At 65.2% G+C, this 23,006-nt stretch carries 23 protein-coding genes; 9 read left to right on the plus strand and 14 right to left on the minus strand.

Annotated elements, in window-relative coordinates:
* Nucleotides 1–17 precede the first annotated feature (17 nt).
* Both FRZ40_RS26315 and FRZ40_RS26320 read right to left on the minus strand, forming a co-directional pair.
* Nucleotides 18–1,523 (minus strand): MFS transporter, encoded by a 1,506-nt coding sequence (locus tag FRZ40_RS26315; RefSeq protein ID WP_147236081.1) that lies wholly within the window; start codon nt 1,521–1,523, stop codon nt 18–20.
* Nucleotides 1,524–1,613: 90 nt separating this feature from the next.
* The gene (locus FRZ40_RS26320; protein WP_028368956.1) at nt 1,614–2,921 is read right to left on the minus strand and encodes an MFS transporter; all 1,308 of its coding nucleotides are present in this window, start codon (nt 2,919–2,921) and stop codon (nt 1,614–1,616) included.
* Nucleotides 2,922–3,184: 263 nt separating this feature from the next.
* On the opposite strand from FRZ40_RS26320, the gene FRZ40_RS26325 reads away from it, so the two are divergent.
* Complete coding sequence (locus FRZ40_RS26325) at nt 3,185–3,910, plus strand: response regulator transcription factor (RefSeq protein WP_028368955.1); 726 nt, start codon at nt 3,185–3,187, stop codon at nt 3,908–3,910.
* 89 nt (nt 3,911–3,999) lie between these two features.
* On the opposite strand, the gene FRZ40_RS26330 is transcribed toward FRZ40_RS26325, so the two are convergent.
* Nucleotides 4,000–4,905 (minus strand): dihydrodipicolinate synthase family protein, encoded by a 906-nt coding sequence (locus tag FRZ40_RS26330; protein ID WP_147236082.1) that lies wholly within the window; start codon nt 4,903–4,905, stop codon nt 4,000–4,002.
* 347 nt (nt 4,906–5,252) lie between these two features.
* Between FRZ40_RS26330 and FRZ40_RS26335 the strand changes: the two genes are divergently transcribed.
* The 6 genes from FRZ40_RS26335 to FRZ40_RS26360 all read left to right on the plus strand — a co-directional run bounded on the left by FRZ40_RS26335 (nt 5,253) and on the right by FRZ40_RS26360 (nt 10,172).
* Nucleotides 5,253–6,218, plus strand: a complete 966-nt coding sequence (locus tag FRZ40_RS26335; RefSeq protein WP_147236083.1) for a 4-hydroxyproline epimerase — start codon at nt 5,253–5,255, stop codon at nt 6,216–6,218.
* 8 nt (nt 6,219–6,226) lie between these two features.
* Entirely contained in the window at nt 6,227–7,354 is a 1,128-nt protein-coding gene (locus FRZ40_RS26340; RefSeq protein WP_147236797.1) for an NAD(P)/FAD-dependent oxidoreductase, read from the plus strand.
* Nucleotides 7,347–7,619 carry a (2Fe-2S)-binding protein gene (locus FRZ40_RS26345; RefSeq protein WP_147236084.1) on the plus strand — a complete coding sequence of 91 codons (273 nt, stop codon included), beginning with the start codon at nt 7,347–7,349 and terminating at the stop codon, nt 7,617–7,619. The genes FRZ40_RS26340 and FRZ40_RS26345 overlap by 8 nt, the downstream gene beginning before the upstream one ends.
* Entirely contained in the window at nt 7,616–8,896 is a 1,281-nt protein-coding gene (locus FRZ40_RS26350) for an FAD-dependent oxidoreductase (protein ID WP_147236085.1), read from the plus strand. Before FRZ40_RS26345 ends, FRZ40_RS26350 begins: the two co-directional genes overlap by 4 nt.
* Before the next feature lie 132 nt (nt 8,897–9,028).
* A complete protein-coding gene (locus tag FRZ40_RS26355; RefSeq protein WP_028368949.1) occupies nt 9,029–9,814 on the plus strand; it encodes an AraC family transcriptional regulator in 786 nt (261 codons plus the stop codon).
* A 22-nt stretch (nt 9,815–9,836) separates the two neighbouring features.
* Entirely contained in the window at nt 9,837–10,172 is a 336-nt protein-coding gene (locus tag FRZ40_RS26360) for a hypothetical protein (protein ID WP_028368948.1), read from the plus strand.
* Between the two features lie 44 nt (nt 10,173–10,216).
* Here the strand turns inward: FRZ40_RS26360 and FRZ40_RS26365 are convergent, their stop codons facing one another.
* The 7 genes from FRZ40_RS26365 to FRZ40_RS26395 all read right to left on the minus strand — a co-directional run bounded on the left by FRZ40_RS26365 (nt 10,217) and on the right by FRZ40_RS26395 (nt 15,524).
* Nucleotides 10,217–10,528 carry a hypothetical protein gene (locus FRZ40_RS26365; protein WP_035542920.1) on the minus strand — a complete coding sequence of 104 codons (312 nt, stop codon included), beginning with the start codon at nt 10,526–10,528 and terminating at the stop codon, nt 10,217–10,219.
* A gap of 168 nt (nt 10,529–10,696) precedes the next feature.
* Nucleotides 10,697–11,035, minus strand: a complete 339-nt coding sequence (locus tag FRZ40_RS26370) for a hypothetical protein (RefSeq protein WP_028368946.1) — start codon at nt 11,033–11,035, stop codon at nt 10,697–10,699.
* A 905-nt stretch (nt 11,036–11,940) separates the two neighbouring features.
* The gene (locus tag FRZ40_RS26375; RefSeq protein WP_269323387.1) at nt 11,941–13,386 is read right to left on the minus strand and encodes an MFS transporter; all 1,446 of its coding nucleotides are present in this window, start codon (nt 13,384–13,386) and stop codon (nt 11,941–11,943) included.
* Nucleotides 13,387–13,450: 64 nt separating this feature from the next.
* Complete coding sequence (locus FRZ40_RS26380) at nt 13,451–14,227, minus strand: SDR family oxidoreductase (RefSeq protein WP_147236086.1); 777 nt, start codon at nt 14,225–14,227, stop codon at nt 13,451–13,453.
* A gap of 84 nt (nt 14,228–14,311) precedes the next feature.
* Nucleotides 14,312–14,680, minus strand: coding sequence for a DUF190 domain-containing protein (locus tag FRZ40_RS26385; RefSeq protein ID WP_147236087.1), 369 nt, complete (start codon nt 14,678–14,680; stop codon nt 14,312–14,314).
* 8 nt (nt 14,681–14,688) lie between these two features.
* Complete coding sequence (locus FRZ40_RS26390; RefSeq protein WP_147236088.1) at nt 14,689–15,093, minus strand: hypothetical protein; 405 nt, start codon at nt 15,091–15,093, stop codon at nt 14,689–14,691.
* A 104-nt stretch (nt 15,094–15,197) separates the two neighbouring features.
* Nucleotides 15,198–15,524: a DUF190 domain-containing protein gene (locus FRZ40_RS26395; RefSeq protein ID WP_028368941.1), complete on the minus strand. Its 327-nt coding sequence runs from the start codon at nt 15,522–15,524 to the stop codon at nt 15,198–15,200.
* Nucleotides 15,525–15,739: 215 nt separating this feature from the next.
* On the opposite strand from FRZ40_RS26395, the gene FRZ40_RS26400 reads away from it, so the two are divergent.
* Nucleotides 15,740–16,522, plus strand: coding sequence for a class I SAM-dependent methyltransferase (locus FRZ40_RS26400; RefSeq protein ID WP_028368940.1), 783 nt, complete (start codon nt 15,740–15,742; stop codon nt 16,520–16,522).
* 31 nt (nt 16,523–16,553) lie between these two features.
* On the opposite strand, the gene FRZ40_RS26405 is transcribed toward FRZ40_RS26400, so the two are convergent.
* The 4 genes from FRZ40_RS26405 to FRZ40_RS26420 all read right to left on the minus strand — a co-directional run bounded on the left by FRZ40_RS26405 (nt 16,554) and on the right by FRZ40_RS26420 (nt 20,628).
* On the minus strand, nt 16,554–17,135 hold the full coding sequence (locus tag FRZ40_RS26405) for a TetR/AcrR family transcriptional regulator (protein WP_028368939.1): 582 nt from the start codon (nt 17,133–17,135) through the stop codon (nt 16,554–16,556).
* Between the two features lie 74 nt (nt 17,136–17,209).
* Nucleotides 17,210–18,895, minus strand: a complete 1,686-nt coding sequence (locus FRZ40_RS26410) for an ATP-dependent DNA ligase (protein ID WP_147236089.1) — start codon at nt 18,893–18,895, stop codon at nt 17,210–17,212.
* Complete coding sequence (locus FRZ40_RS26415; RefSeq protein WP_147236090.1) at nt 18,892–19,968, minus strand: ligase-associated DNA damage response exonuclease; 1,077 nt, start codon at nt 19,966–19,968, stop codon at nt 18,892–18,894. The genes FRZ40_RS26410 and FRZ40_RS26415 overlap by 4 nt, the downstream gene beginning before the upstream one ends.
* 264 nt (nt 19,969–20,232) lie before the next feature.
* Complete coding sequence (locus FRZ40_RS26420; RefSeq protein WP_147236091.1) at nt 20,233–20,628, minus strand: hypothetical protein; 396 nt, start codon at nt 20,626–20,628, stop codon at nt 20,233–20,235.
* A 223-nt stretch (nt 20,629–20,851) separates the two neighbouring features.
* Here FRZ40_RS26420 and katE point away from each other — a divergent pair, with 223 nt between their 5' ends.
* Nucleotides 20,852–22,954, plus strand: a complete 2,103-nt coding sequence (katE, locus tag FRZ40_RS26425) for a catalase HPII (RefSeq protein ID WP_147236092.1) — start codon at nt 20,852–20,854, stop codon at nt 22,952–22,954.
* Nucleotides 22,955–23,006: the final 52 nt, after the last annotated feature.

The following is a 23,006-nucleotide window of genomic DNA, read 5'->3' on the forward strand; positions in this document are numbered from 1 at the left end:
TGTGCGCGAGGCGTACGTCAGTTGCGGGCGCTTGCGGGCCGCGCGCGGCCGTCGCGAGCGCGCTGGTTCGACGCGTCGGGCGCATGCGCCTCCCGATGCACGAGACACGCCAGTCCGAGCGCGCACAGCAGGATGCACGACGAAATCAAGGTCGACGACTTGAGCCCCGCCACCACGTGCGCCGGGCCTGCCGCATCCGCCGCGCTCGCGAGCGCACCGAACGCCGCCACGCCGACCGCGCCGCCTGCCTGCCGCGCCGTATTGAGGACGGCCGACGCCGTGCCTGCGCGTTGTTTGTCGACGGATGCGAGCACGGCTGTCGTCATCGCCGGGACGGCGAGCCCCATGCCCGACGGAATCAGCAGAAACGGCACGAGCAGCCACCATAGCGGCGACGTGGCGTCGGCGAAGTGCAGCAGCCCGTAGCCGAGCGCCGCGGTGATCGCGCCCGCGATCATCGGGACGCGCGCGCCGTAGTGCCCGACCACCCAGCCGCTCGCGACATTCGAGACCAGAAACCCGCCCGTCAGCGGCAGAAACGCGAGTCCGGCCTGCAGCGCCGTTTCGCCGCGCGCGTGCTGCAGATACAGGCTCAGCACGAAGACGACGCCGTAGTAGGTGAGGTTCACGCAGATGCCGAACAGCACAGCCGAGCTGAACGTACGGTTGCTGAAAAACGCGAGCGGCAGCATCGGCGCAGGTGCACGCCGCTCCGTGACGATGAACGCGGCCGTCGCGATCAGTGCGAGCACGAAGCTGCCGCCGACGAGCGGATGCATGAGTCCGAGCGGGCGCCATTCGATCACGGCGCCCGTGAAGGCCGTCAGCGCGACGATCGCGAGCAGCTGGCCGGCAGGATCGAGGCCGCGTGTGGCTTTTCCACCGATCTGCGAGCCCAGCGCAGGGACAGACGATGCCGGCACCCACACAAAGGTCGCGGCGAGTCCCAACGCGCAGATGGGCAGATTGACGAGAAAGATCGCGCGCCAGCCGAACGCGGCGATCAGCAGTCCGCCCATCACGGGCCCCGCCGCAATCGCGATCGCGCCCGCCGCCGTCCACAGGCCGACGGCGCGAGCGCGCAGCTTCGGACCGTGGCCGCACGCCTCGTTGAGCAGCGCGAGAGAATTCGGCAGCATCGCCGCCGCGCCCATGCCTTGCACGGCGCGCGCGGCAACCAGTGTCGCGGCGTCGGACGAGAGTCCGCACGCGAGCGAGGCCGCCGCGAACAGCGCGATGCCGCACGCGAACATCCGGCGCGCGCCGAAGCGGTCGCCGAGCACGCCCGCCGACAGCATCAGCACGGCGAACGCCAGCGTGTAGGCGTCGACGATCCATTGCAGGCCCGTGACGTTCGCGTGCAGATCCGCGCCGATTTTCGCGAGCGCGATGTTGACGATGGTCACGTCGAGTTGCGTGACGATAAAGCCGACGCTGACCGTCGCGACGATCCGCGCGAGCGCCGGCGTGAACCGGGGTGCAGGAGAAGTATTCATGCGTCGATGATAGGACGGGCCTGCCATGCGACGTTTCGGACCGTTTTGAAACGTCGATGCGACGTGCGGTCCAGAGGAGAACGCAAGCGGCGTGCCGCGCACGCCGCTTGCGGGGTGTTACCGGGCGGCCTTGTTCTTCACGCAGCACGCCGTCACGGCGCCGATCACGCACAGCGCGCCGACATAGAGCGCGGGCGCCATCGGGTTCGACTTCAGCATCAGCGAGACGACGATCGGCGTGAGGCCGCCGAACACCGCGTACGCGACGTTGTACGAGAACGAAATGCCCGAGAAACGCACGACAGGCGGGAACGCGTTGACCATCACGAACGGAATCGCGCCGATCACGCCGACGAACAGGCCCGCGACAGCGTAGAGCGGCACGAGCACCGTGCTATCGACGGCCAGTTGCTGGAACAGCGCGTAATACGCGATGCCGAGCCCGACGCAGCCCGCGAAAATCGTGCGGCCCGCGCCGAAGCGGCCCGCGAGCGAACCCGCCAGTACGCAGCCGATCGTCAGGAACAGCGTCGCGATGCTGTTGGCGAACAACGCCGTTGCGGGCGCGATGTGAAACTGCTTTTGCAGCAGCGTCGGCGTCATCAGGATCACGACCACGATCGCGGCCGACAGCATCCACGTGAGCAGCATCGAGACGATCACGGCACGGCCATGATCGCGCAGCACGGCCTTCAGCGGGATCTCCGCGGCCAGCGACTTGCGCTGCTTCAGTTCGGCGAACACAGGCGTCTCGTGCAGCCAGCGGCGCAGGTACACCGAGAACAGGCCGAACACGCCGCCCAGCAGGAACGGAATGCGCCACGCGAAACCGGCGATATCGGCGGGCGCGAAATGGCGGTTCACGGCCGACGCGACCAGCGAACCCAGCAGGATGCCCGCCGTGAGGCCCGCCGTCAGCGTTCCGCACGCATAGCCGACGTGACGCTGCGGCACGTGCTCGGAGACGAACACCCACGCGCCCGGCACTTCGCCGCCGACGGCCGCGCCCTGCATCACGCGGAACAGAAGCAGCAGGACGGGCGCCATGATGCCGATGCTCGCGTAGGTGGGCAGCACGCCCATCAGCAGCGTGGGCAGCGACATCAGCAGCACGCTGAGCGTGAACATGCGCTTGCGGCCGAGCAGGTCGCCGAAGTGCGCCATGATGATGCCGCCCAGCGGCCGCGCGAGATAACCGGCGGCGAAGATGCCGAACGTCTGCAGCTGGCGCAGCCAGTCGGGAATCGACTGCGGGAAAAACAGCTGTCCGATCGCGGGCGCGAAGAACACGAAGATGATGAAGTCGTAGAACTCGAGCGCGCCGCCGAGCGCGGCGAGGCTGAGCGTCTTGTAATCGTTGAAGGTCAGGGGGCGCGCGTGCGCGATCTCCCCGGCGTGTGGTCTACCCAGTTCTGTTGCTTGCATTGCCTGTCGTTATATGAATAGAAGAGCCGCGCGTCGCGCGCGGAGTACGGCTTCGTCAGGCGGGAGGTGCGGCAGTGCAGGGTAGAGCACGGGACACGGCACACCGGTCCGGGTAGGGCGGCGTGCTGACGATTTCTGGCCAGCCCGCGATTTTACTAGATCGAAAGTGTCGCAGAATCTTTGCGAATTCAGACAAGTCTTATGGGCTTGGCGAGACAGCCTGAAGAGAATCGCGATCCTGGACCAATTGTCGGGGACTCATTATGCGTATCGCTATTCTTCAACGTGACCCTGTGCAGGGTAAGCTGCTGGAAAAAATCGTCGTTCAGGCTGGTCACAGTTGCGTTCTCTACGACGACGGCCTGACGCTCTCCAAGGTGCTCGCCCGGTCGACGGTCGATCTGCTCGTACTCGACTGGCACGCGCTGCGTCTGTCGGGCACGGATGTGCTCAAGGCCGTGCGTTCCGTCGGCGGCGAGCGGATGCCGGTGATTTTCGCGTCGGCGGATGGCTCGGAAGAGAGCGTCGTGCGAGCGTTCGTACTGGGCGCCGACGATTACGTCACGCTGCCCGCGCGCCATGCCGAATTCCGCGAACGGCTCTGTGCGCTGCTGCGGCGTGCGTATCCGGAGCGTTACGGCAAGGACAGCTTCGACGTCGGACCGTATCACTTCGATACCCGCCGCCAGCTCGTCACGCTGCGCGGCGCACCCGTTCAGCTGTCGGGCACGCAGTACCGGCTGGCGTCGCTGTTCTTTTCGAACATCGGACGCGTGCTGTCGCGCGATCACATCTTCGCGATGGTATGGGGCCGCGAGTTCCGCGAAGTGACGCGTACGATCGACAGCCATGTGTCGCGCCTGCGTCTGCTGCTGCAGATCGAGCCGCATAACGACTTCCGCCTGCAGCCCGTGTACAAGAGCGGATATCGGCTGCTGCATCTGCGCTCGAATGAAGACGTCGTCGTGCAGCATGCCGAGGCGGCCTGAGCGCAGCCGTTTTGACGCTCACGCAAGGTGAGCGGTTTTTCGCGGCGGCCTCGGCCGCCGCTTTCTTTTCGGTTTCCCGTCTCAGCCAGTCAAAGCTTCGGCAGTTCCGGCCTCGTCTCGATCGAGCGGCGAATCAACGTCTCGACTGCCTTGCGTTCGTCGCCCGCGAGCGGCAGGCGCGGCGGACGCACCGGCTCCGTTCCCAGTCCGACAATCGCTTCCGCCAGCTTGATGTTCTGCACGAGCTTCGCCGACACGTCGAGCGCGAGCAGCGGCGCAAACCAGCGATAGATCGCGCGCGCTTCTTCAAGTCGCCCCGCCTTCAGCAGCTTGTAGATCGCGACCGTCTCGTGCGGGAATGCGCAGACGAGTCCCGCGACCCAGCCGTGCGCGCCCATCAATATCGCTTCCATCGCCAGATTGTCGACGCCACACAGAATTGCGTAGCGGTCGCCGACTTCGTTGATCAGATCCGTCACGCGCCGCACGTCGCCACACGACTCCTTGATCGCGACGATCTTCTTTTCGTCGGCGATCTCGGCGAACATCCCGGGCGTCATGTCGACGCCGTAGGCGAGCGGATTGTTGTAGATCATCAGCGGCAGCGGGCTCGCGTCGGCAACCATGCGGAAATGATTGAGCGTCTCGCGGCGGTCCGACAGATAACGCAGACCCGGCAGCACCATATAGCCCGCCGCGCCGTGCGTCGCGCCTGCTTCGGCCTGACGGCAGCCGTCGAGCGTGCTGTTCTCGGCGATCGTCAGCAGCACGGGAACGCGGCCGCGCGATGCTTCGACGGCCACGTCGAGCACCTGCAGCTTTTCATCGAGCGACAGCGTGGACGCTTCGCCTAGCGATCCGCACACGATGATTCCGTCGACGCCCGCTTCGATCTGCGCGTCGATATTCTTGGCGGTCGCCGCACGGTCTATGCTGAAATCCGCGTTGAACTTGGTGGTGACTGCAGGCAATACGCCTTCCCAGATATGCGCCACGACTGCTCTCCTGAAAGTGATGAGTCGAGTGCAGTGTAAGCAGGGAATATTCGGGTGTCTTGCGCGAATCGCGCGCTCCGCGTGACGATTTCGGCATAGCAGCTGTGCGAGGGGAATCCATGATTTAAAGTGTTTTCGGCGTCTTCCGCAGATTTCGCACAGCGTATGAGGCAACAGGGTGGCGCAACGGGTGCCGCCCTGGCATCCGACGCGATACGCTTCGCGGGCGAACCGGACTGCACGCTGCCGACCAGCGGATCCGCGCGAACGGACTTCGCATGATTATGCCGAAATCGTCACAATCCACGCGCAGCCGCTTCAAGACTGTGCGACGCCGCGTTCCTACCATGAGCAGCATGAAAACCTTGAACGTGATCGATTCGCACACAGGCGGTGAACCCACCCGCCTCGTGGTGTCCGGCGGCCCCGAGCTCGGTGGCGGCACGCTTGCGCAACGGCTCGACGTGTTTCGCACGCGTTTCGACGACTGGCGCGCGGGCATCGTCACCGAGCCGCGCGGCTCCGATGTGGTCGTCGGTGCGCTGCTGTGCGAGCCGGATCGCAAGGAATGCGCCGCGGGCGTGATCTTTTTCAACAACGTCGGCTATCTGGGCATGTGCGGACACGGGACGATCGGTCTCGTCGTGTCGCTCGCGCATATGGGACGCATCGGCCCGGGCCGCCATCTGATCGATACGCCCGTCGGCATCGTCGAGGCGACGCTCAACGACGACCACAGCGTATCCGTGCGCAACGTGCCCGCCTACCGGCATCGCAAGGACGTGACGGTCGACGTGCCGGGGTACGGTTCGCTGACGGGCGACATCGCGTGGGGCGGCAACTGGTTCTTCCTCGTGGCCGGGCATGGCCGCTCGCTGGAAGCGTCGAACATCGCCGAACTCACGCAGTTCAGTTCGGCGATCCGCGATGCACTGATTGCTTCCGGCATCACAGGCGCGAACGGCGCGCTGATCGACCACATCGAACTATTCGGTCCCGGCTCACGGGCGGGGCTCGACAGCCGCAGCTTCGTGCTGTGTCCCGGCAACGCATACGACCGCTCGCCGTGCGGCACGGGCACGAGCGCGAAGGTCGCGTGCCTCGCCGCCGACGGCAAGCTCGCGGCGGGCAACGTGTGGCGTCAGGAGAGCATCATCGGCAGCGTGTTCGAGGCGAGCTACGCCGAAGGCGGCACGCAAGAGGGCGTGCCCACCGTCATTCCGACCATCACGGGGCACGCGCACATCATGGCCGAGAGCCGCCTGTGCTTCGACGAGCGCGATCCGTTCGCGTGGGGCATCAGAACGGTATGACGGCGGGAATGACGGCCGATGTCGTAATCGTCGGCGCGGGCATCGTCGGCGCGGCCTGTGCGGCGGAACTCGCGGCGCGCGGGCTGAGCGTGACGGTACTCGACGCGCGCGGCATCGGCGGCGGCGCGACGGCGGCGGGCATGGGACATATCGTCGTGATGAACGACACGCCCGCCGAATTCGCGTTGAGCCGTTATTCGCGCGACTTGTGGCTCGAGTTGGCGCCGCAATTGCGCACGCGCGACGCCTTCTCGTGCTGCGGCACGCTCTGGGTGGCCGCCGACGCCGAAGAACTCGACGCCGCCCGCGCGATGCAGGCGGCGTTCGCCGCTCAGGATGTCGCAGCGCAATTGCTGGACGACCGCGCGCTGTACGACTGCGAGCCGTCGCTCGCGCCGGGCATGGCGGGCGGCCTGCTCATCGAGCATGACAGCATCGTGTATGCGCCGTCCGTTGCACAATGGCTGCTTGCGCAGTCGCCGGGCGCTGCGCGCATCGACGTGCGACTCGACGCGCGTGCCGTTTCCGTCGATGCACATCAGGTGACGCTATCCAGTGGCGAGCAGATCGGCGGCGCGCACATCGTCGTAGCGAACGGATTGCAGGCGCGCGAACTCATACCGGGCTTGCCCTTGCAGCCCAAAAAAGGCCACTTGCTGATCACCGACCGTTACCCCGGCTTCGTTCGTCATCAGCTGCTCGAACTCGGTTATATCAAGAGCGCGCATCACGCGACGGGCACGTCCGTGGCCTTCAACGCGCAGCCGCGGCCCACGGGGCAACTGCTGATCGGCTCGTCGCGCCAGTTCGAGACGACGGACGCCGCCGTCGACATGCCCGTGCTCGCCCGCATGCTGCAACGCGCCGCGCGCTATCTGCCCGAGTTGCCGACACTCAACGGTATCCGCGCATGGACGGGTTTTCGCGCGGCCTCGCCCGATGGCATGCCGCTGATCGGCCCTGCAGGCGACGCGGCGCCGGGCGTGTGGCTCGCGGTCGGACATGAGGGGCTGGGCGTGACCACATCGCTCGGCACCGCAAAGCTGCTCGCCGCGCAGATCACGCAGACGGCGGCCGCCATTCCCGCCGATCCGTTTCTGCCCGCGCGTTTCGAATTCGGAGCGTGCCATGTCTGATGCGCTTCTCTCACGCGTCCGTCTGACGATCGACGGCGAATCCGTCGAGGTCGAAAAAGGCGCGACGATTGCCGCCGCGCTCGCGATCCGCGACGCGAGACCATCGGGCACGCGTACTTCTGTGAGCGGCGAGCCGCGCGCGCCGTTGTGCGGCATGGGCGTATGCCAGGAGTGCCGCGTCACCGTCGACGGACGTGCGCATGTGCTCGCCTGTCAGACCTTGTGCTGCGACGGCCAGCGTGTGCAGACGGCGGGGCCGGGATGAACGATCAGCACTTCGATATCGTCGTGGTGGGCGCGGGGCCGGCGGGTCTCGCTGCCGCTTGCGAAGCCGCTCGGACGGGCGCGCGTGTCGCCGTGCTCGACGACAACCCGCGCGCGGGCGGCCAGGTGTGGCGCAATGGCCCGGCGCATCCGCAGCCCGATGAGTTGACCTCACAGCTGCATGGCATCGCCGCTAAGGGCAACGTGACGCTGACTTGCGCCGCGCGCATCGTCGCGCCGCTCGACGGACGGCGGCTGCTGATTGAATCGACCGGGTATGGCGGCGCGTGCATCGGCTATGACCGTCTGATTCTCGCGACGGGCGCGCGCGAGCGCCTGCTGCCGTTCGCCGGATGGACGCTGCCCGGCGTGACGGGCGCGGGCGGCCTGCAGGCGCTGATCAAGGGCGGCGTGCCCGTGCGCGGCGAACGCATCGTGATCGCGGGCAGCGGTCCGTTGCTGTTCGCCACGCTGGCGACCGCACGTGCCGCGGGCGCGCGAGTCGTGGCCGTCGTCGAGCAGGCGACGTTTGCGTCGGTGCTGCGTTTCGGCATCTCGCTCGCCGCGACGCCGGCGAAGCTCGCGCAAGCAGCGCAACTGACGCGTGGCTTGACGGGCTTTCGCTATCTGACATCGAGCGTGGTGCGCGAAGCGCGAGGCAGTGGGCGTGTCGAACGCGTGATCGTCGAACGCGACGGAGGACGCATCGAGACCATCGATTGCGAGCGCATTGCATGCGGTTACGGCCTCGTGCCGAACACGACGCTTGCTCGCGCGCTGGGTTGCGCGACGCGCGACGACGGCGCGATTACCGTCGACGACGCGCAGCGCACGTCCGTCGCGAACGTTTACGCGGCGGGCGAGTGCACGGGCGTGGGCGGAATGGAGCGTGCGCGGGTGGAAGGGCGGATCGCGGGCCTCGGCGCGATCGGCGTCGAACCCGGCGCGGCGCTGAAGCGCGAACGTGCGCGCTGGCAACGCTTCGCGGCGCGCGTCGACGCGGCATTCGCGTTGCGTGAGCCCGCCCGGCAACTGCCCGCCGACGATACCGTGCTGTGTCGCTGCGAGGACGTTTCGATCGGCGAGGCTCGCGCGCAGCGCAACTGGCGCGATGCGAAGCTGCACACGCGCTGCGGCATGGGCGCGTGTCAGGGACGTATCTGCGGCGGCGCGGCACAGACGTTGTTCGGCTGGGACGTAGCGCAGGTCCGGCCGCCCATTCATCCTGCGCAGGTCGGCACACTGATGCTCGCTGCGCAGACAGACGACACCTGTTGACGGGTGCATCGAATCCAGGCGCTCACGACGATTTTCTTCCCCCACACCGCGCCGCCCTATAATCGATCAGCGCTGCGATTGCCCGCCGCGGCCACCTTCACGTCCCCGCAGTCCATGCATGGAACCCGCACGATGAACACGTTCGCTTCCGCGCTCAATGCGCCAGATGGGCTCGATACGGGCGAGGCCGCGCTGGCCGGCATGCTCTCGCATTTCGCGCTGCTCGAGCCCGTCTTCGACGCGATGCCCGACATCGTGTTCTTCGTGAAGGACGCGCACGCGCGTTATGCGCTCGTCAATCGCACGCTCGTATCGCGCTGCGGATTCAAGGAGAAGGAAAAACTGCTGGGCAAGACGGCCGAGGATGTGTTCCCGAGCCGCTTTGGCCGCATCTACACCGCGCAGGACAAGGCCGTGATCCACGTCGGCAGCCAGATGGTCGACCAGCTCGAGCTGCATCTGTATCCGGGCCGCCAGCCGGGCTGGTGCCTGACCTGCAAGCAGCCGTTGCGCGATGCGGCGGGGCGCGTCGTCGGGCTGGCGGGCATTTCGCGCGACCTGCGTGCCGACGAAAGCAGCCACCCGGCGTATAGCCGGCTCGCGACGGTTGTCCAGTATCTGCAAGAGAACTACGTACAGCCGCTCAACCTCAAGCAGCTTGCCGCGATGGCCGATATGTCGGTGGCGCAGCTCGAACGCTACTTCCACAAGGTGTTTCATCTGACGCCCCGCCAGGTGCTGCTGAAGACGCGTCTCGATGCGGCGACGGCCTTGCTCGTGTCGCACGACAAGGTCACGGATGTGGCCGCGCTGTGCGGCTACACGGATCACAGCGCGTTCACGCGGCAGTTCAAGGCGACCGTCGGCGTGACGCCGACCGAATACCGGATGCTGCTGCACGGCACGTCGCGCGGCTGACGGGCTCTTCAATCCGGGAACGATGCCTGCGCGCCGTGAAAAGCTTCGCTACTACGTGTATGTGGTCGCGCTCGACGATACCGTCTGGAACGAAGCGCGCTTCCGGCGCGCGAATCCCGATTACCGGTTCGAACGGCCGTGCGTGTATGTGGGGATGACGGGACTGGACCCGGATCTGCGTTTCGACCGGCACAAGGCGGGCATCCAGTCGAATCGCTATGTGCGCGAGTTTGGTCTGCGGCTAATGCCGGAACTGTACGACGTGTTCAATCCGATGCCCTACGAGGGCGCGCGCGACATGGAGGTCGAACTGGCGATCGGGTTGCGCGAAGCGGGCTATGCCGTCTGGCAGGCGTAAGGGCAGGCGTAACAGCGGGGTAAGACAGCGCAGGGAACGGCGGCTTATTTGACGCCGAGTCCGCGCAGAATAGCGTTGCCTTCGGGCGTCAGACGTATGTGCGATTCGCCGGCGTCCGTGGCGACGGTTTCGACGAGTCCGGCTTCCTGGAGCGTCGGGATTTCTGGTTTGGCGAACGCGGCCATCGGCGCATGCAGCAGGAGCAGCAGCGTCGCGAGTTCGTGCGGGCTCAGGAGCCGGCGCAAAATGTTCGTCTTCTTCGGCGCCGCCTTCGTGGCGGCGGCCTGCGCGGATGCGGCCGGTGAGCCGGCTGCGAGGCGCTTTGTCAGGTCGTTGCGGTCTTTGTAGTAATCCATCCTTGGCACCTTGAGCAGAACGCGGGTCAGTGTCAAAGACGAATCGTGACGGGCAAGACTTAAACGATTCTTAAACCTTCCGAGCGGGCGGCCTGCCGCGCGCGCAAAAGTTGTTACATGCGGTTACGCCGCCGTTAAGCCGACACGCCTGGACCGGCGCGAGCCGCGTCAGGGCGCGCATTCCTTGCTGGCGCCTTCGATCCACAGATTCGACGTATTGCGTTTGCCCGCGTAGTAGCGGAACGTCGTGCCGCCGTTGTCGGCGCGGACCTTGACGATGTTGGACTCGCCGAAGTCGAGCATCTGGCCCTGGGGGATCGGCGTGGTTTTGACGGGCGTGTCGTGCCTGGCCGCGGCCTGCGTCATGCACTGGATGACGTCGTTGACGGGGCGACTGGTCATGTTGTCCTTCATCGGATCGCCGGCATCCGGGTTGTGCGACGCCTGATATTGCGCACAGGCGGCGAGAAACAGCGGGATGGACAGGGTAACGGCTAGCTTCCTCATACGTCTCCTTCTCGTTGGCGGTTGATGCGTCGATGGGTCGACGCGTGCGAGTCGACGCATGCGAGTCGACGCATGCAGTCGACGCATGCAGTCGACGCTCGCGCGGTGCGGAACCGCAAATGAAACGGAAATTATATCGGTGCAAGCGTTGTGCCTAGTTTTTTGCGGTGCAGGTTGGGGTTGGGTTTATGGTTTTTCGCTGGCATCCGCGATGCCGTATCGGTTCGCTAGCGTTGCCCCTGTGCGGGGCGGCACCTACTTTTCTTTGCAGCGGCAAAGAAAAGTAGGCAAAAGAAAGCCGCTCACCCCGCCAATCCTTGTAGTTGCCTGCGGGCCCTCCACGGGTCCCGCACTCCAGACGGCAGTCCACTGTCTTACGCCCGTTGCCAGCGTGCTAACTCACGCCTCACCCGCTTCACCTTCCCGCGTCACAAATTGCGTTACCAGAAAGTCCCCGGCCGCCCAGGTGGCAAACGGTGTGTAGGGTGTCGCACCTTGCGCGTTGGCGCACCTACGACACCGATCCCGCTTTTCAGTCCGGAGTGGTGCATTTCCGCCGCGACAGCCTACACACCGTTTGCCACCTGGGCGGCGCAGACGATTCGCTGCCGCTGGCTGCGCTACGGGTGATTGAAGTGGGTGATGCGCCTGTTAGAGGCGCTGGCAACGCACATGAAATAGCGCGTTGCCGTGTGGAGTGCGGGACCCGAAGGGGGCCCGCAGGCAAAAACCAGAACTGGCGGTGTGAGCGGCTTTCTTTTGCCTACTTTTCTTTGCCGCTGCAAAGAAAAGTAGGTGCCGCCCCGCACAGGGGCAACGCTAGCGAACCGATACGGCATCGCGGATGCCAGCGCAGAAGCGCAGAAGCGCAGAAGCGCAGAAGCGCAGAACCACAACACAATCAACTACGACGCCTTAGTCGTCACCTCCCGCTTACCCCGCACAATTTCATCCCCAGCATCAGCCGCCAACCGTCTGGTAACAGAAATCGAAGCAACCGAACACAACCCGACGACCACAAAGGCGGGCCAGAAATCCGACCACTGCAAAGCGGCATGCCCATGCAACGCTCGCGTGATGGACAGCACAATACCTGCAACGGTCACGCCAAGCCCAAGTGAAATCTGCTGCACGACACTGCCGAGACTCGTTGCGCGGCCGACATCGCGGCTTTCGATCTCCGCATAAGTCATCGAGTTGAGACTCGTGAATTGCAAGGCAGGAAAGAACCCGCCCAGCAACACGATGACCCAGATCAGCCACGTGGGCGTGCCCGGAAAAAACGCGCCGCACGCGGCGATCGCAATCCCCGAATACGCGGCGTTGTACATCAGCACAGTGCGAAAGCCCCAGCGCCGCAACACGCTCGCCGCGAGCGTCCGCATGAACATGCCGCCGAACGCCGATGCGCACGTAATCAGCCCCGATTCGAAAGCACTCATGCCCAGTCCCTCCTGCAGCACGAGCGGCAACAAAAACGGCACGGCGCCCAAGCCGATTCGAAACAGCGATCCGCCCAGCACGCTCGCCTGAAACGTCGGCACGCGGAAGAACCGCAAGTCGAGCAGCGGACGCTCGACACGCCGGGCATACAGCACGTAAATGCCGAGCATCACGGCACCGACCAGCGTCATTACGGTCGCTGTCGTGACGGTCACCAGTTCGCCGTCGGTGAGCGACAGCCCCAGCAGAAACAGCGACGCGCCGCCCGCCGACAGAATGAAGCCCGCCCAGTCGAGCGGACCGGGATGCGGCTCGCGCGTGTTCTTGATGTACTTGTTCGTGAGCCAGATGCCGAGAATGCCGACGGGAATGTTGATGAAGAAAATCAGCCGCCAGTGCAGATACGTCGTGATGAAGCCGCCGAGCAGCGGTCCCGCCGCAGGCCCGAGCATCGCGGGCACGCTCAGGTAGTTCATCGCGCGCACGTACTCCGAGCGCTCCACCACGCGGAAAATAATGATGCGCCCGACGGGCACCATCATCGCGCCGCCCACACCCTGAATGAAACGCGCGACGGTAAAGGTGGCGAGCGACGTCGACGCCGCGCACAGCAGCGAGCCGACCACGAAAATGCCGATCGCCGTGCGGAACACCGAACGCGCGCCAAAGCGGTCGGCGAGCCACCCGCACACAGGAATGAACACACCCAGTCCCAGCACATAACTGGTGACGGCGATTTTCAGTGTGACGGGGTCCCGGCCGAAGGCGCGCGCCATTTCAGGCAGCGCAGTGACGATGACGTTCGCATCGACGCTCTCCATGAACATCGCACAGGCGACGATGACGGGAGCGATAAAAGCCTTGATGGCAAGCAGCACGGGCGGCGAGCGATGTAAGTGAACGTTGATTATTGCATAGCCCGTGCGCTAAACGCCATGACGTTGTGGTGACAACTACGGCAGCGTGCAGCGCTTACAGCACGGCAAGCCAGCCGCCGTCGACGTAAATGATTTGCCCGTTCACGTAGCTCGATGCCGCCGACGCAAGATACACGGCCGTGCCTACCAACTCTTCCGGCTTGCCCCAGCGCCGCGCGGGGTTGCTGTTCTTCACCCACGTATCGAACGATTCGTCGGCGACGAGCGGCGCGTTCATGTCGGTGAGGATGTAGCCGGGACCGATCGCATTCGCCTGAATGTCGTGCGCGGCCCACTCCGCGCTCATCGCGCGCGTCAGCATCTTGATGCCCCCTTTCGCCGCCGTGTACGCGCCGACCGTCGCGCGTGCCGCTTCGCTCGTCAGCGAGCCGATGTTGATGATCTTGCCGCCCGCGCCGCGCGCGATCATTCGCCGTGCCGCCTCGCGCCCGACGATGAATGCCGCCGTGAGGTTCGTATCGATCACGCGCCGCCAGTCCGCGAGCTGCAGATCGACGAGCGGCTGCCGGAACTGGATGCCCGCGTTGTTGACGAGGATGTCGACATGTATCCCTTCGCGGTCCCACCCGGCGAAAGCGGCGCTGACGGCGGCTTCGTCGGTGACGTCGAACGCGCGGCCGCTCGCAGGTTGCAGGTCGGGCAGTCGCGCGTTGAGTGCCGCGACGGCCTGCTCGACGGCTTCGGCGCGCGTGCCGTTCAGGATCACGCGCGCGCCTGCCTGCGCGAGTCCTTCCGCGAGCGCGAGACCGATGCCGCGCGTCGATCCCGTGACGAGCGCCGTGCGGCCATTCAGATCGAATAGTGTCGACATGGGGTTCCTCGTCCTCGACATGAACGCGCAGGATAAGCGATAGCGGCCAGCCGTGCCGCGAACCGCGCGGACCTTCGTGTCAGGCTAGCTGGAGTGGCGCTTGAAAAGACCGTGGTGCTTCGGCGGGCTCACGGCTGCATCGTCGCCGATCCAGCCGAACTCGACGGGCACGCGCGTAAAGAACACATGCACGTTGGCCGCGCGCACGATGTCGAGCAGCCGGTCCGCTTCGTCGTCCGTGGTGGCGAGAATGATCTGCTGCGGCTGGTCGCTGAGTGAGAGCGCATGCGCCGCGTGGTGCGCACCCGCATGGCCGACGCCCTGCGCGCAACTGACGACCGTCGCGCCCCGTATGCCGAGCGCGCGTGCCTCCTGCAGCAGCCATTCGCATACGGTCTGATGACCGTGTTTGCGGCTGCGCTCAGTGAAGAAGGTCAATTGACAGCCGTTCATCGCGAGGCTCATCGACGTGCGTGCGAAGCCGACGTAGCGGAAACCGACGACGCCTTGCCGCCCGCATGACTCACATGATGCCGCGCATACTCGACCGCTTCGATCAGTATCGAAGTGATCTCGCCGACGCGTTCGCGCGGTATCCGTATCTCGACCCATTCGCGCATCGCGGAGCGGCCATAGGGCTGAAAGGCGAACGCGCGGCCTGCGTCCACCAGCATCGCTGCGCGTTCAGCGGGCAGCTTGATGCCGATTCCGCTGCCGTAGACGCAAAACGCGAGCTGCGAGCCGACAAAGGCCGCCGGACAGCCGAACATCGCGCCCGCGTGCACGGACGGATCCTTGTCCTGAATGCAAGAAAACACCGTATCGAACAGTCCGACATCATGCAAGAGTCGTGGCTCTGTTTTCATCGCGTTTCTCCTGTCGCCCGGATTCGCGTTGCGCCGCAGCGAGTGCGCGTGTCGTGCAAGTGACGTCAAGCACGTGCCTTAGACCTCAAGCAGATTACGCGCATTCAGGGAACGCCGCTGCCGAGCACCTCGTATTCGACTGCGCAGCGCGTGTAGAAAAGCGGCACCTCACCTTGCCGCAGACGGTCGAGCAGCGCATCGACGCGCGCGCTTTCTCCCGCAAGCGTGATGGCGACGGGCTGATCGGCGAGCTCGACGAAGCGCGCCGCGTGATATTTGCCGTGCACGTCGACGCATTCGCTGACCTCGACCACCGTCGCGCCCTGAATGCCCGCCTGGCGTGCTTCTTCGAGTATCCAGCCGACGGTCGTCTGATGGTGCTTGCGCGGACGGGTGGTGGCCGCGAACACGGTGAGCTGGCAGCCTTGCATCGCCGACCTCCATCCGCGCTCAATGCGCAGACCTGTGCATACGATTATCGCGCTGTCATCGCGCGTGCGACAGTCTTGCAAGAGAAATGCCCGTTTTTTCGCACGATGCGGCGCTGCGTCATGTGTTCCGGCGTCTGCAAATCCGGGTTGGACTTGTGGCGCATGCATAAACGGATCGTTCACAATGAGGGGCTTCGACACATCAGAGCGCCGCCATGACCCACGATACGCCCCACGTTCATCACGCCGCGTCCGAAGGCTATACGAAGGGCGCCGACACCTATGTGAAAGGCCGCCCGGACTATCCGCCGGAACTGGCAGGCTGGCTGAAAGGCGATCTGGCGCTCGGGCCCGGCAAGATCGCTGTCGATCTCGGCGCCGGCACGGGCAAGTTCACGCCGCGCATCGTCGAAACAGGCGCGCAAGTGATCGCCGTCGAACCCGTTGCAACGATGCGCGAGAAGCTGGCCGCCGCGCTCCCGCAAGTCGATGTGCGCGATGGCACGGCGCAGCGTTTGCCGCTGGACGACGCGTCCGTCGATGCCGTGCTTTGCGCGCAGTCGTTTCACTGGTTCGCCTCGCGCGAAGCGCTTGCCGAGATTCACCGCGTGCTGAAACCCGGCGGGCATCTCGGGCTCGTGTGGAACGTGCGCGATGCGCGCGTGCCGTGGGTCGCGCAACTCGATGCCATCGTCAATGCGTGCGAAGGCGATGCGCCGCGCTACCACACGGGCGAATGGCGCAATGCGTTTCCGGCCGTTGGTTTCAGTGAACTGGAAGAGCGGCACATGCCGCACGGGCACACAGGTCCCGCTGAAGACGTGATCGTGACGCGTGTCCACTCGACCAGCTTCATTCTTGCGATGCCGCCCGGGCAATGGGCGGAAGTCGAGCGCGACGTGCGCGCGCTGATTGCGTCGGAACCGGCGTTAGCCTCGCGCGATGTCGTGACGGTACCCTATGTCACGTATGCGTTTTGCGCGACACGTATCGATTGAATCGGCTATCAAGGGCGTAGCGCCGCGCCCGTCAGTGCTTGCGCACCAGCGCATCGACGAGCGCAAACGCCGTCTGCTTCAACTTCTTCGGATCGCCGTACACGCGCTCCATCACGGCGATGCCGCGCGTCGTCGTGACGATCAGATTCGCGGCCTGCTGCGGCGGCACCGTCAGTTGCGCGCGCGCTTCCTTTGTGTCGAGCACCGCGAGCACTGCCGCTTCGAGCGCATCGAGCATGGTCTGCAATGCCTCGCGCAGACGTGGTGATTCAGGATCGATTTCGACAGCCGTCTTCGTCGACAGACAACCGCGTGTCGGCGTGCCTTGCGTAATCGAACGGATCGCGAACGTGAAGAACGACGTCAGCGCGTCATGCAGATCGGGTTTGTCGAGCGCCTTGCGTGCGTCGGCGATGAAGCGCTGCGCATAGCGGTCGAACACGCGCACGAAGATTTCTTCCTTGTCGCCATATGCGTTATAGAGCGAGCCGCGCTGCACGCCCGTCGCCTCGGCGAGATCCAACATCGATGTGGCGCGAAAGCCCTTGCGCCAGAACACGTCGAGCGCGTGCGCGAAGGCGTCCTCTTCATTGAACTGACGAACTCCAGCCATGTGTTTGCCTCGGTCGGGAAATGCCCAAACGCGTATTTTGACATCGTTGCCTGGAATGCACAAAGAAGGCGACGTCAGCGGGCGCGTTCGTCGATAAAACCCTTGAGCGTGACTAGCGTGTCGGCGTCGTCGATATGCTTGTCGGTGCGCCAGCGCAGCATGCGCGGAAAGCGCACGGCCACACCCGACTTGTGGCGCGGGCTCGCCTGAATGCCTTCGAAGCCGATCTCGAACACGAGCGTCGGCGTGACGCTGCGCACGGGGCCGAACTTTTCGACGGTCGTCTTGCGGACGATTGCATCGACCTCGCGGATCTCCTCGTCCGTCAGGCCCGAATAGGCCTTCGCGAAGGGCACGAGCGTGCGCACGCCATCCGCTTCGTCCCACACGGCGAACGTGAAGTCCGTGTAGAGGCTCGCGCGGCGGCCGTGGCCGCGTTGCGCGTAGATCAGCACGGCATCGATCGCATACGGATCGATCTTCCATTTCCACCACGTGCCCGCCGCCTTGGTGCGACCGACGCCATACATCGACGCGCGCTCCTTCAGCATCAATCCTTCGACACCGCGTGCGCGGCTTTCGTCGCGTATTGCGGCGAGCGCGTTCCAGCCGGTTGCATCGACGAGCGGCGACACGCGCAGCAGGTCTTTCGCGAGCGTACCGGTGAGTTGCGCGCCGAGCATGTCGAGCCGCGTGCGCCTTGCGTGCAACGGCTGCATCCGCAGATCGTCGTCATCCGCTTCGAGCAGATCGTAAGCGAGAAAGGTAGCGGGCGATTCGGCGAGCACGCGCTTCGTCAGCGACTTGCGCGTGATTCGCGGTTGCAGCCGCGCGAATGGCAATGGCGCGAGCGCGTCGGGTTCCCACGCGAGAATCTCGCCGTCGAGCACATGGCCGTCGGGCAGCGCTTCGCCCAACGCGACGACTTCGGGAAAGCGGTCGGTGATCAGGTCTTCGCCGCGCGACCACACCCACACGCGGCCATCGCGCTTCACCACCTGCGCGCGTATGCCGTCCCACTTCCATTCGGCGAACCACGACGACGGGTCGCCGAGCGTCGCGGGATCGGTTTGCAGCGGATGCGCGAGAAAGAATGGATAGGGCAGGCCGAGTTCGCTCTCGTGACGCACGCGTGCGGCTTCGGCATCATTGCCGCTATCTTCCGAAGGCGCGGGCGCGATGAGTCGCAGATAGCGCGCGGCGTCGGGCGGCTGACTCGAATCCGTCCATCCGACCATTCGCTGCGCGATCAGCTTGTGATCGACGCCCGCGACATCGGCGAGCGCGCGCACGACGAGCTGCCGCGCGACACCCACGCGAAAGCCGCCGCCGATCAGCTTCGTGAACAGAAAGCGGCCGCTCCAGTCGAGTTCGTCCCAGTACGCGACGAGACGCTCGCGCAGCGTGTCAGGCGCCGCGCCGCGCAGCGTCAGAATGCGTTCTTCGATCCACTGCGTGAGCCCCAGCTCGGACGTGCGCGCGGCGGGCGGCAGCACATGCGCGATGGTCTCCGCGAGATCGCCGACGGCCTGATACGACTCTTCGAACAGCCACTCGGGCAGGCCTGCACGCGTGCGCGCGATCTCGGTGAGCAAACGCGTCGGCACCGACTGGCGGGGTTTGCCGCCCGCCAGAAAATACGACGCCCACGCCGCGTCTTCAGGCGGCGCGGCACGGAAGTAGGTGATCAGTGCGTCGAGCTTGTCGCGCGTCGACGTGGTCGCGTCGAGCGCCGTGTAGAGCGTGGCGAAGCGCTTCATGATGCTTCGGGCGCCGCTGCGTCGGCGCTCGGAGCGGGCTCGCCTTCGCTGGCCGCCGCTGCATCCGCTTCGATCGCATCGTCGCCGTATTCCGTGGCGAACGCGCCTGCTTCGAGGCCCTGTTCGCGCAGCCAGCGCACCATCGGCTCGACCTGTCCGTGCGTGACGATCACGCGCTGCGCGCCCGTCGCGGCGATGGCCGTTTGCAGGCCTGGCCAGTCCGCATGATCGGACAGCACGAAGCCGCGATCGACGCCGCGTCGGCGGCGCGTGCCGCGCAAGCGCATCCAGCCCGACGCAAACGCGTCGCTGTATTCGCCGAAGCGTCGCATCCATGCGCTGCCTTGTGCGGACGGCGGGGCGATCACGAGCGCCTGTCTGAAGATCTCTTTGTTTTTCGCGGGAATCTCGCTGACGAGGCGCACGGACGGCAGCGCGACACCCGCAGCACGATACGCGCGATTCAGCGGCTCGACGGCGCCGTGACAGAAGATGGGGCCGATGCCTGCATCGACGCCCGCGAGAATGTGCTGGGCCTTGCCGAACGAATAGCAGAACAGCACGGACGCGCGGTTCGCCGCTGCGTTATGACGCCACCAGCTGTCGATGCCGTCGAACACCGTTTGCGGCGCATCCCAGCGGTAGATGGGCAGACCGAAGGTCGATTCGGTGATGAACGTATGGCAGCGCACGGCTTCGAACGGCGTGCAGGTAGGATCGGGGTCGAGCTTGTAGTCGCCCGAGGCGACCCATATTTCGCCGCGAAATTCGACGCGCACTTGCGCCGAACCCAGCACATGCCCCGCCGGGTGAAGCGACACGCCGACGCCGTTGATCGAAATACGCTCGCCATACGGGAGCGTCTGCAACTCGATGCCCGGCAGCCGCGATTGCAGCACGAGCGCGCCGGGTTCCGCAGCCAGATAACGGCGATGCCCGAAGCGGGCATGATCGGCGTGCGCGTGCGTGATAACGGCTCGCTCGACGGGTTGCCAGGGATCGATATGGAAGTCGCCTTGCGGGCAGTACAGGCCTTCGGGACGCGCGACGATCAGGTCCGGCTGTTGAGTCAAGGTGGTCTCCGTTGTCTCTGCGTGAACCAGGCTGCGTTGGCATGGCATCCGCCTGTGCATCGATGGACTCGCGCGACGGGGCGGAAGTTCATCGCGTGCGTTGACGCGTTATTGACCAGGATTGCGATCGACAATAACTGACTGCATACGTTTGCAGAAAATGCGACAAACGCAAAACGCCCCGGCGTTCGTCGAACGCCGGGGCGTCTCCGGACGTCTGTCAAGCGGCTGGCTTGTACAACGGGACCAACCTCTCAGGCAAGATCACTGGCCGCCCTGGTTGGCTCCCGGCTGCATCGTGCCGTTCTGCTGCATGGTGCCCCGTTGCGGCATCGTACTGTTGTTGTACGAGCGGCTCGTGCCCGCGCTGTTCGGCGTCGCGCCCGTACCCGTGCCCGCGCCGCCGCCCGTGCCAGTGGTGCCGGGCGTGCCGTAGCCGCTATCGTTCGTGCTGCCGCGCTGCATGCGGTTCATGTTGGCGCCAGGCGTCGCTACGCCGCCCGCGCCGCCCGTGTTGCCGCCGCCCGCGCCGACCCCGTTGCCGGACGAGCCGCCGCCCGCGCCGTTACCGCCGCCTGCACCGGCACCCTGAGCGTAGACACCGCCGGATAGAGCCATTACGAGGGCAGTGGCAAGTGCCTTCTTCGTCATGCTTTTCATGGTCGAACCTCCAGGAGATGGTTTGATCTTCACGAGTCGGTGCTGTCGACCCGCCCGTGTCTCCGTTAGCGCAAACCCTGTGCCGCGCAATCCCCGGTTTCATGCGCTGTCTTGCGCGAGCGCCAGGAACACTGCTTGCGCCAGTTGCTCGACGATGCAGGCGCAGACGCACATGCGTCTGCGCTCCTATCTCAGGCAAAGGTCAAGCAAAGGAGTCCCATCGATGGCAAGCAAGCAGCGCAATCCGTCGTCTTCCGCTTCGGCGGAAGATCTCAAGTCGAAGGATCTCGAACGTTCGCGCGCGCGGCCGCAAAACGAGGCACTGCGCACGAATCAGGGCGTGAAAATCGCGGACAACCAGAACACGTTGCGTGCAGGTCCGCGCGGGCCCTCGTTGCTCGAAGATTTCATCATGCGTGAAAAGATCACGCACTTCGACCATGAGCGCATTCCCGAGCGCATCGTGCATGCGCGCGGCTCGGCGGCGCATGGCGTGTTTCAGGTCTACGAGTCGATGGCCGGGTACACGAAAGCGGCCTTTTTGCAGGACCCTTCCGTGCAAACGCCTGTGTACGTGCGCTTTTCGACTGTGCAAGGCCCGCGCGGTTCGGCCGACACTGTGCGCGACGTGCGTGGCTTCGCCACCAGGTTCTACACGTCCGAAGGCAATTACGACCTGGTCGGCAACAACATGCCTGTGTTCTTCATTCAGGATGCGATCAAGTTCCCGGACTTCGTGCATGCCGTGAAGCCCGAAGCGCCGAATGAAATGCCGACGGGCGGCTCGGCGCACGACACGTTCTGGGACTTCGTCTCGCTCGTGCCCGAGTCCGCGCACATGGTGCTGTGGACCATGTCCGACCGCGCGATTCCGCGCAGCCTGCGGACGATGGAAGGCTTCGGCGTGCACACGTTCCGCTTCATCAACGCGAAGGGCGTGATGCGTCTCGTGAAGTTTCACTGGCGGCCCGTGCTCGGCTCGTATTCGGTGCTGTGGGACGAAGCGCAGAAGCTCGCGGGCAAGGATCCCGATTTTCATCGCCGCGACCTGTGGGAATCGATCGAGCGCGGCGACTATCCCGAGTTCGAACTCGGCGTGCAGATCATCGAAGAGAAGGATCAGGATTCGTTCGGCTTCGATCTGCTCGATCCGACCAAGCTCGTGCCCGAGGAAGTTGTGCCCGTGAAGGTCATTGGCAAGATGACGTTGAACCGCAATCCCGATAACTTCTTCGCCGAAACCGAGCAGGTGGCGTTTCACCCCGGGCACGTCGTGCCGGGCATCGATTTCACGAATGACCCGCTATTGCAGGGGCGTTTGTTCTCTTACACCGATACGCAGATCAGCCGGCTCGGCGGCCCGAACTTTCATGAGATTCCGATCAATCGTCCCGTAAGCCCGAACGTGAACAACCAGCGCGACGGCATGCACAGGCAGACGATCAACGTCGGCCAGGCTTCCTATGAGCCGAATTCGCTGAACGGCGCATGGCCCAGGGAGACGGACCCCGCAGCGACGGACGGCGGCTTCGAGAGCTATGCGGAGCCGATGGAAGGCACGAAGATCCGCGTGCGCAGCGACTCGTTCGCCGATCACTTCTCGCAGGCCGCGCTCTTCTATCAGAGCATGAGCGATGTGGAGAAGGAGCATATCGCGCTCGCATATCAGTTCGAACTCGGCAAGGTGACGAAGCCCGAGATTCGTGCGCGCGTCGTCAATGAGATTCTTGCGAACTTCGACGCGGATCTTGCCGCGACGGTTGCGCAAGGTCTCGGCTTGCCGAAGCCCGGCAAGGGCGCGCGTGCGGTGGGCAAGCAGAAGCCGTCGCCGGCGCTGAGTCTGCTGAATCGCGTCGTCAAGGGCATCAAGACGCGCAAGATCGCCGTGATGGCCGCGCCCGGCAGCGACGGTGCCGCGATCAGGAGCGTGCAGTCGGCGCTGAAGGCGGAAGGCGCGACGCCGTTACTCGTTGCACCGACGCTCGCGCCCATCGACGGCATGCATCCCGATGCGACGATTTCCGGCATGCCGTCGATCATGTTCGACGGCGTCGTGATCGTGGGCGGCGAGCAGGGTGCGAAGGCGCTCGCGCAAACGGGCGATGCGCGTCACTTCGTGCTCGAAGCGTTCCGGCATCTGAAGGCGATTGCCGCGATCGGCGCGGGCAAGGATCTGCTGGCGGCGACGCATCTGCCGGAGAAGGCCGACGGCGTGTCGATCGGCGACGACGGCAAGGTGGACGCCGTGTTGAAGCCGTTCATCGAAGCGGTGGGCCAGCACCGCGTGTGGTCGCGCCGGCAGGCAGCGGAGTCCGTGCCTGCTTGAAACCGCCCGTGCATGAACGGCGCCGTTGCTGTCGTACGCAGCAACGGCGCTT

The sequence above is a fragment of the Paraburkholderia azotifigens genome (assembly GCF_007995085.1).
In the GTDB taxonomy this organism is placed as follows: Bacteria; Pseudomonadota; Gammaproteobacteria; order Burkholderiales; family Burkholderiaceae; genus Paraburkholderia; species Paraburkholderia azotifigens.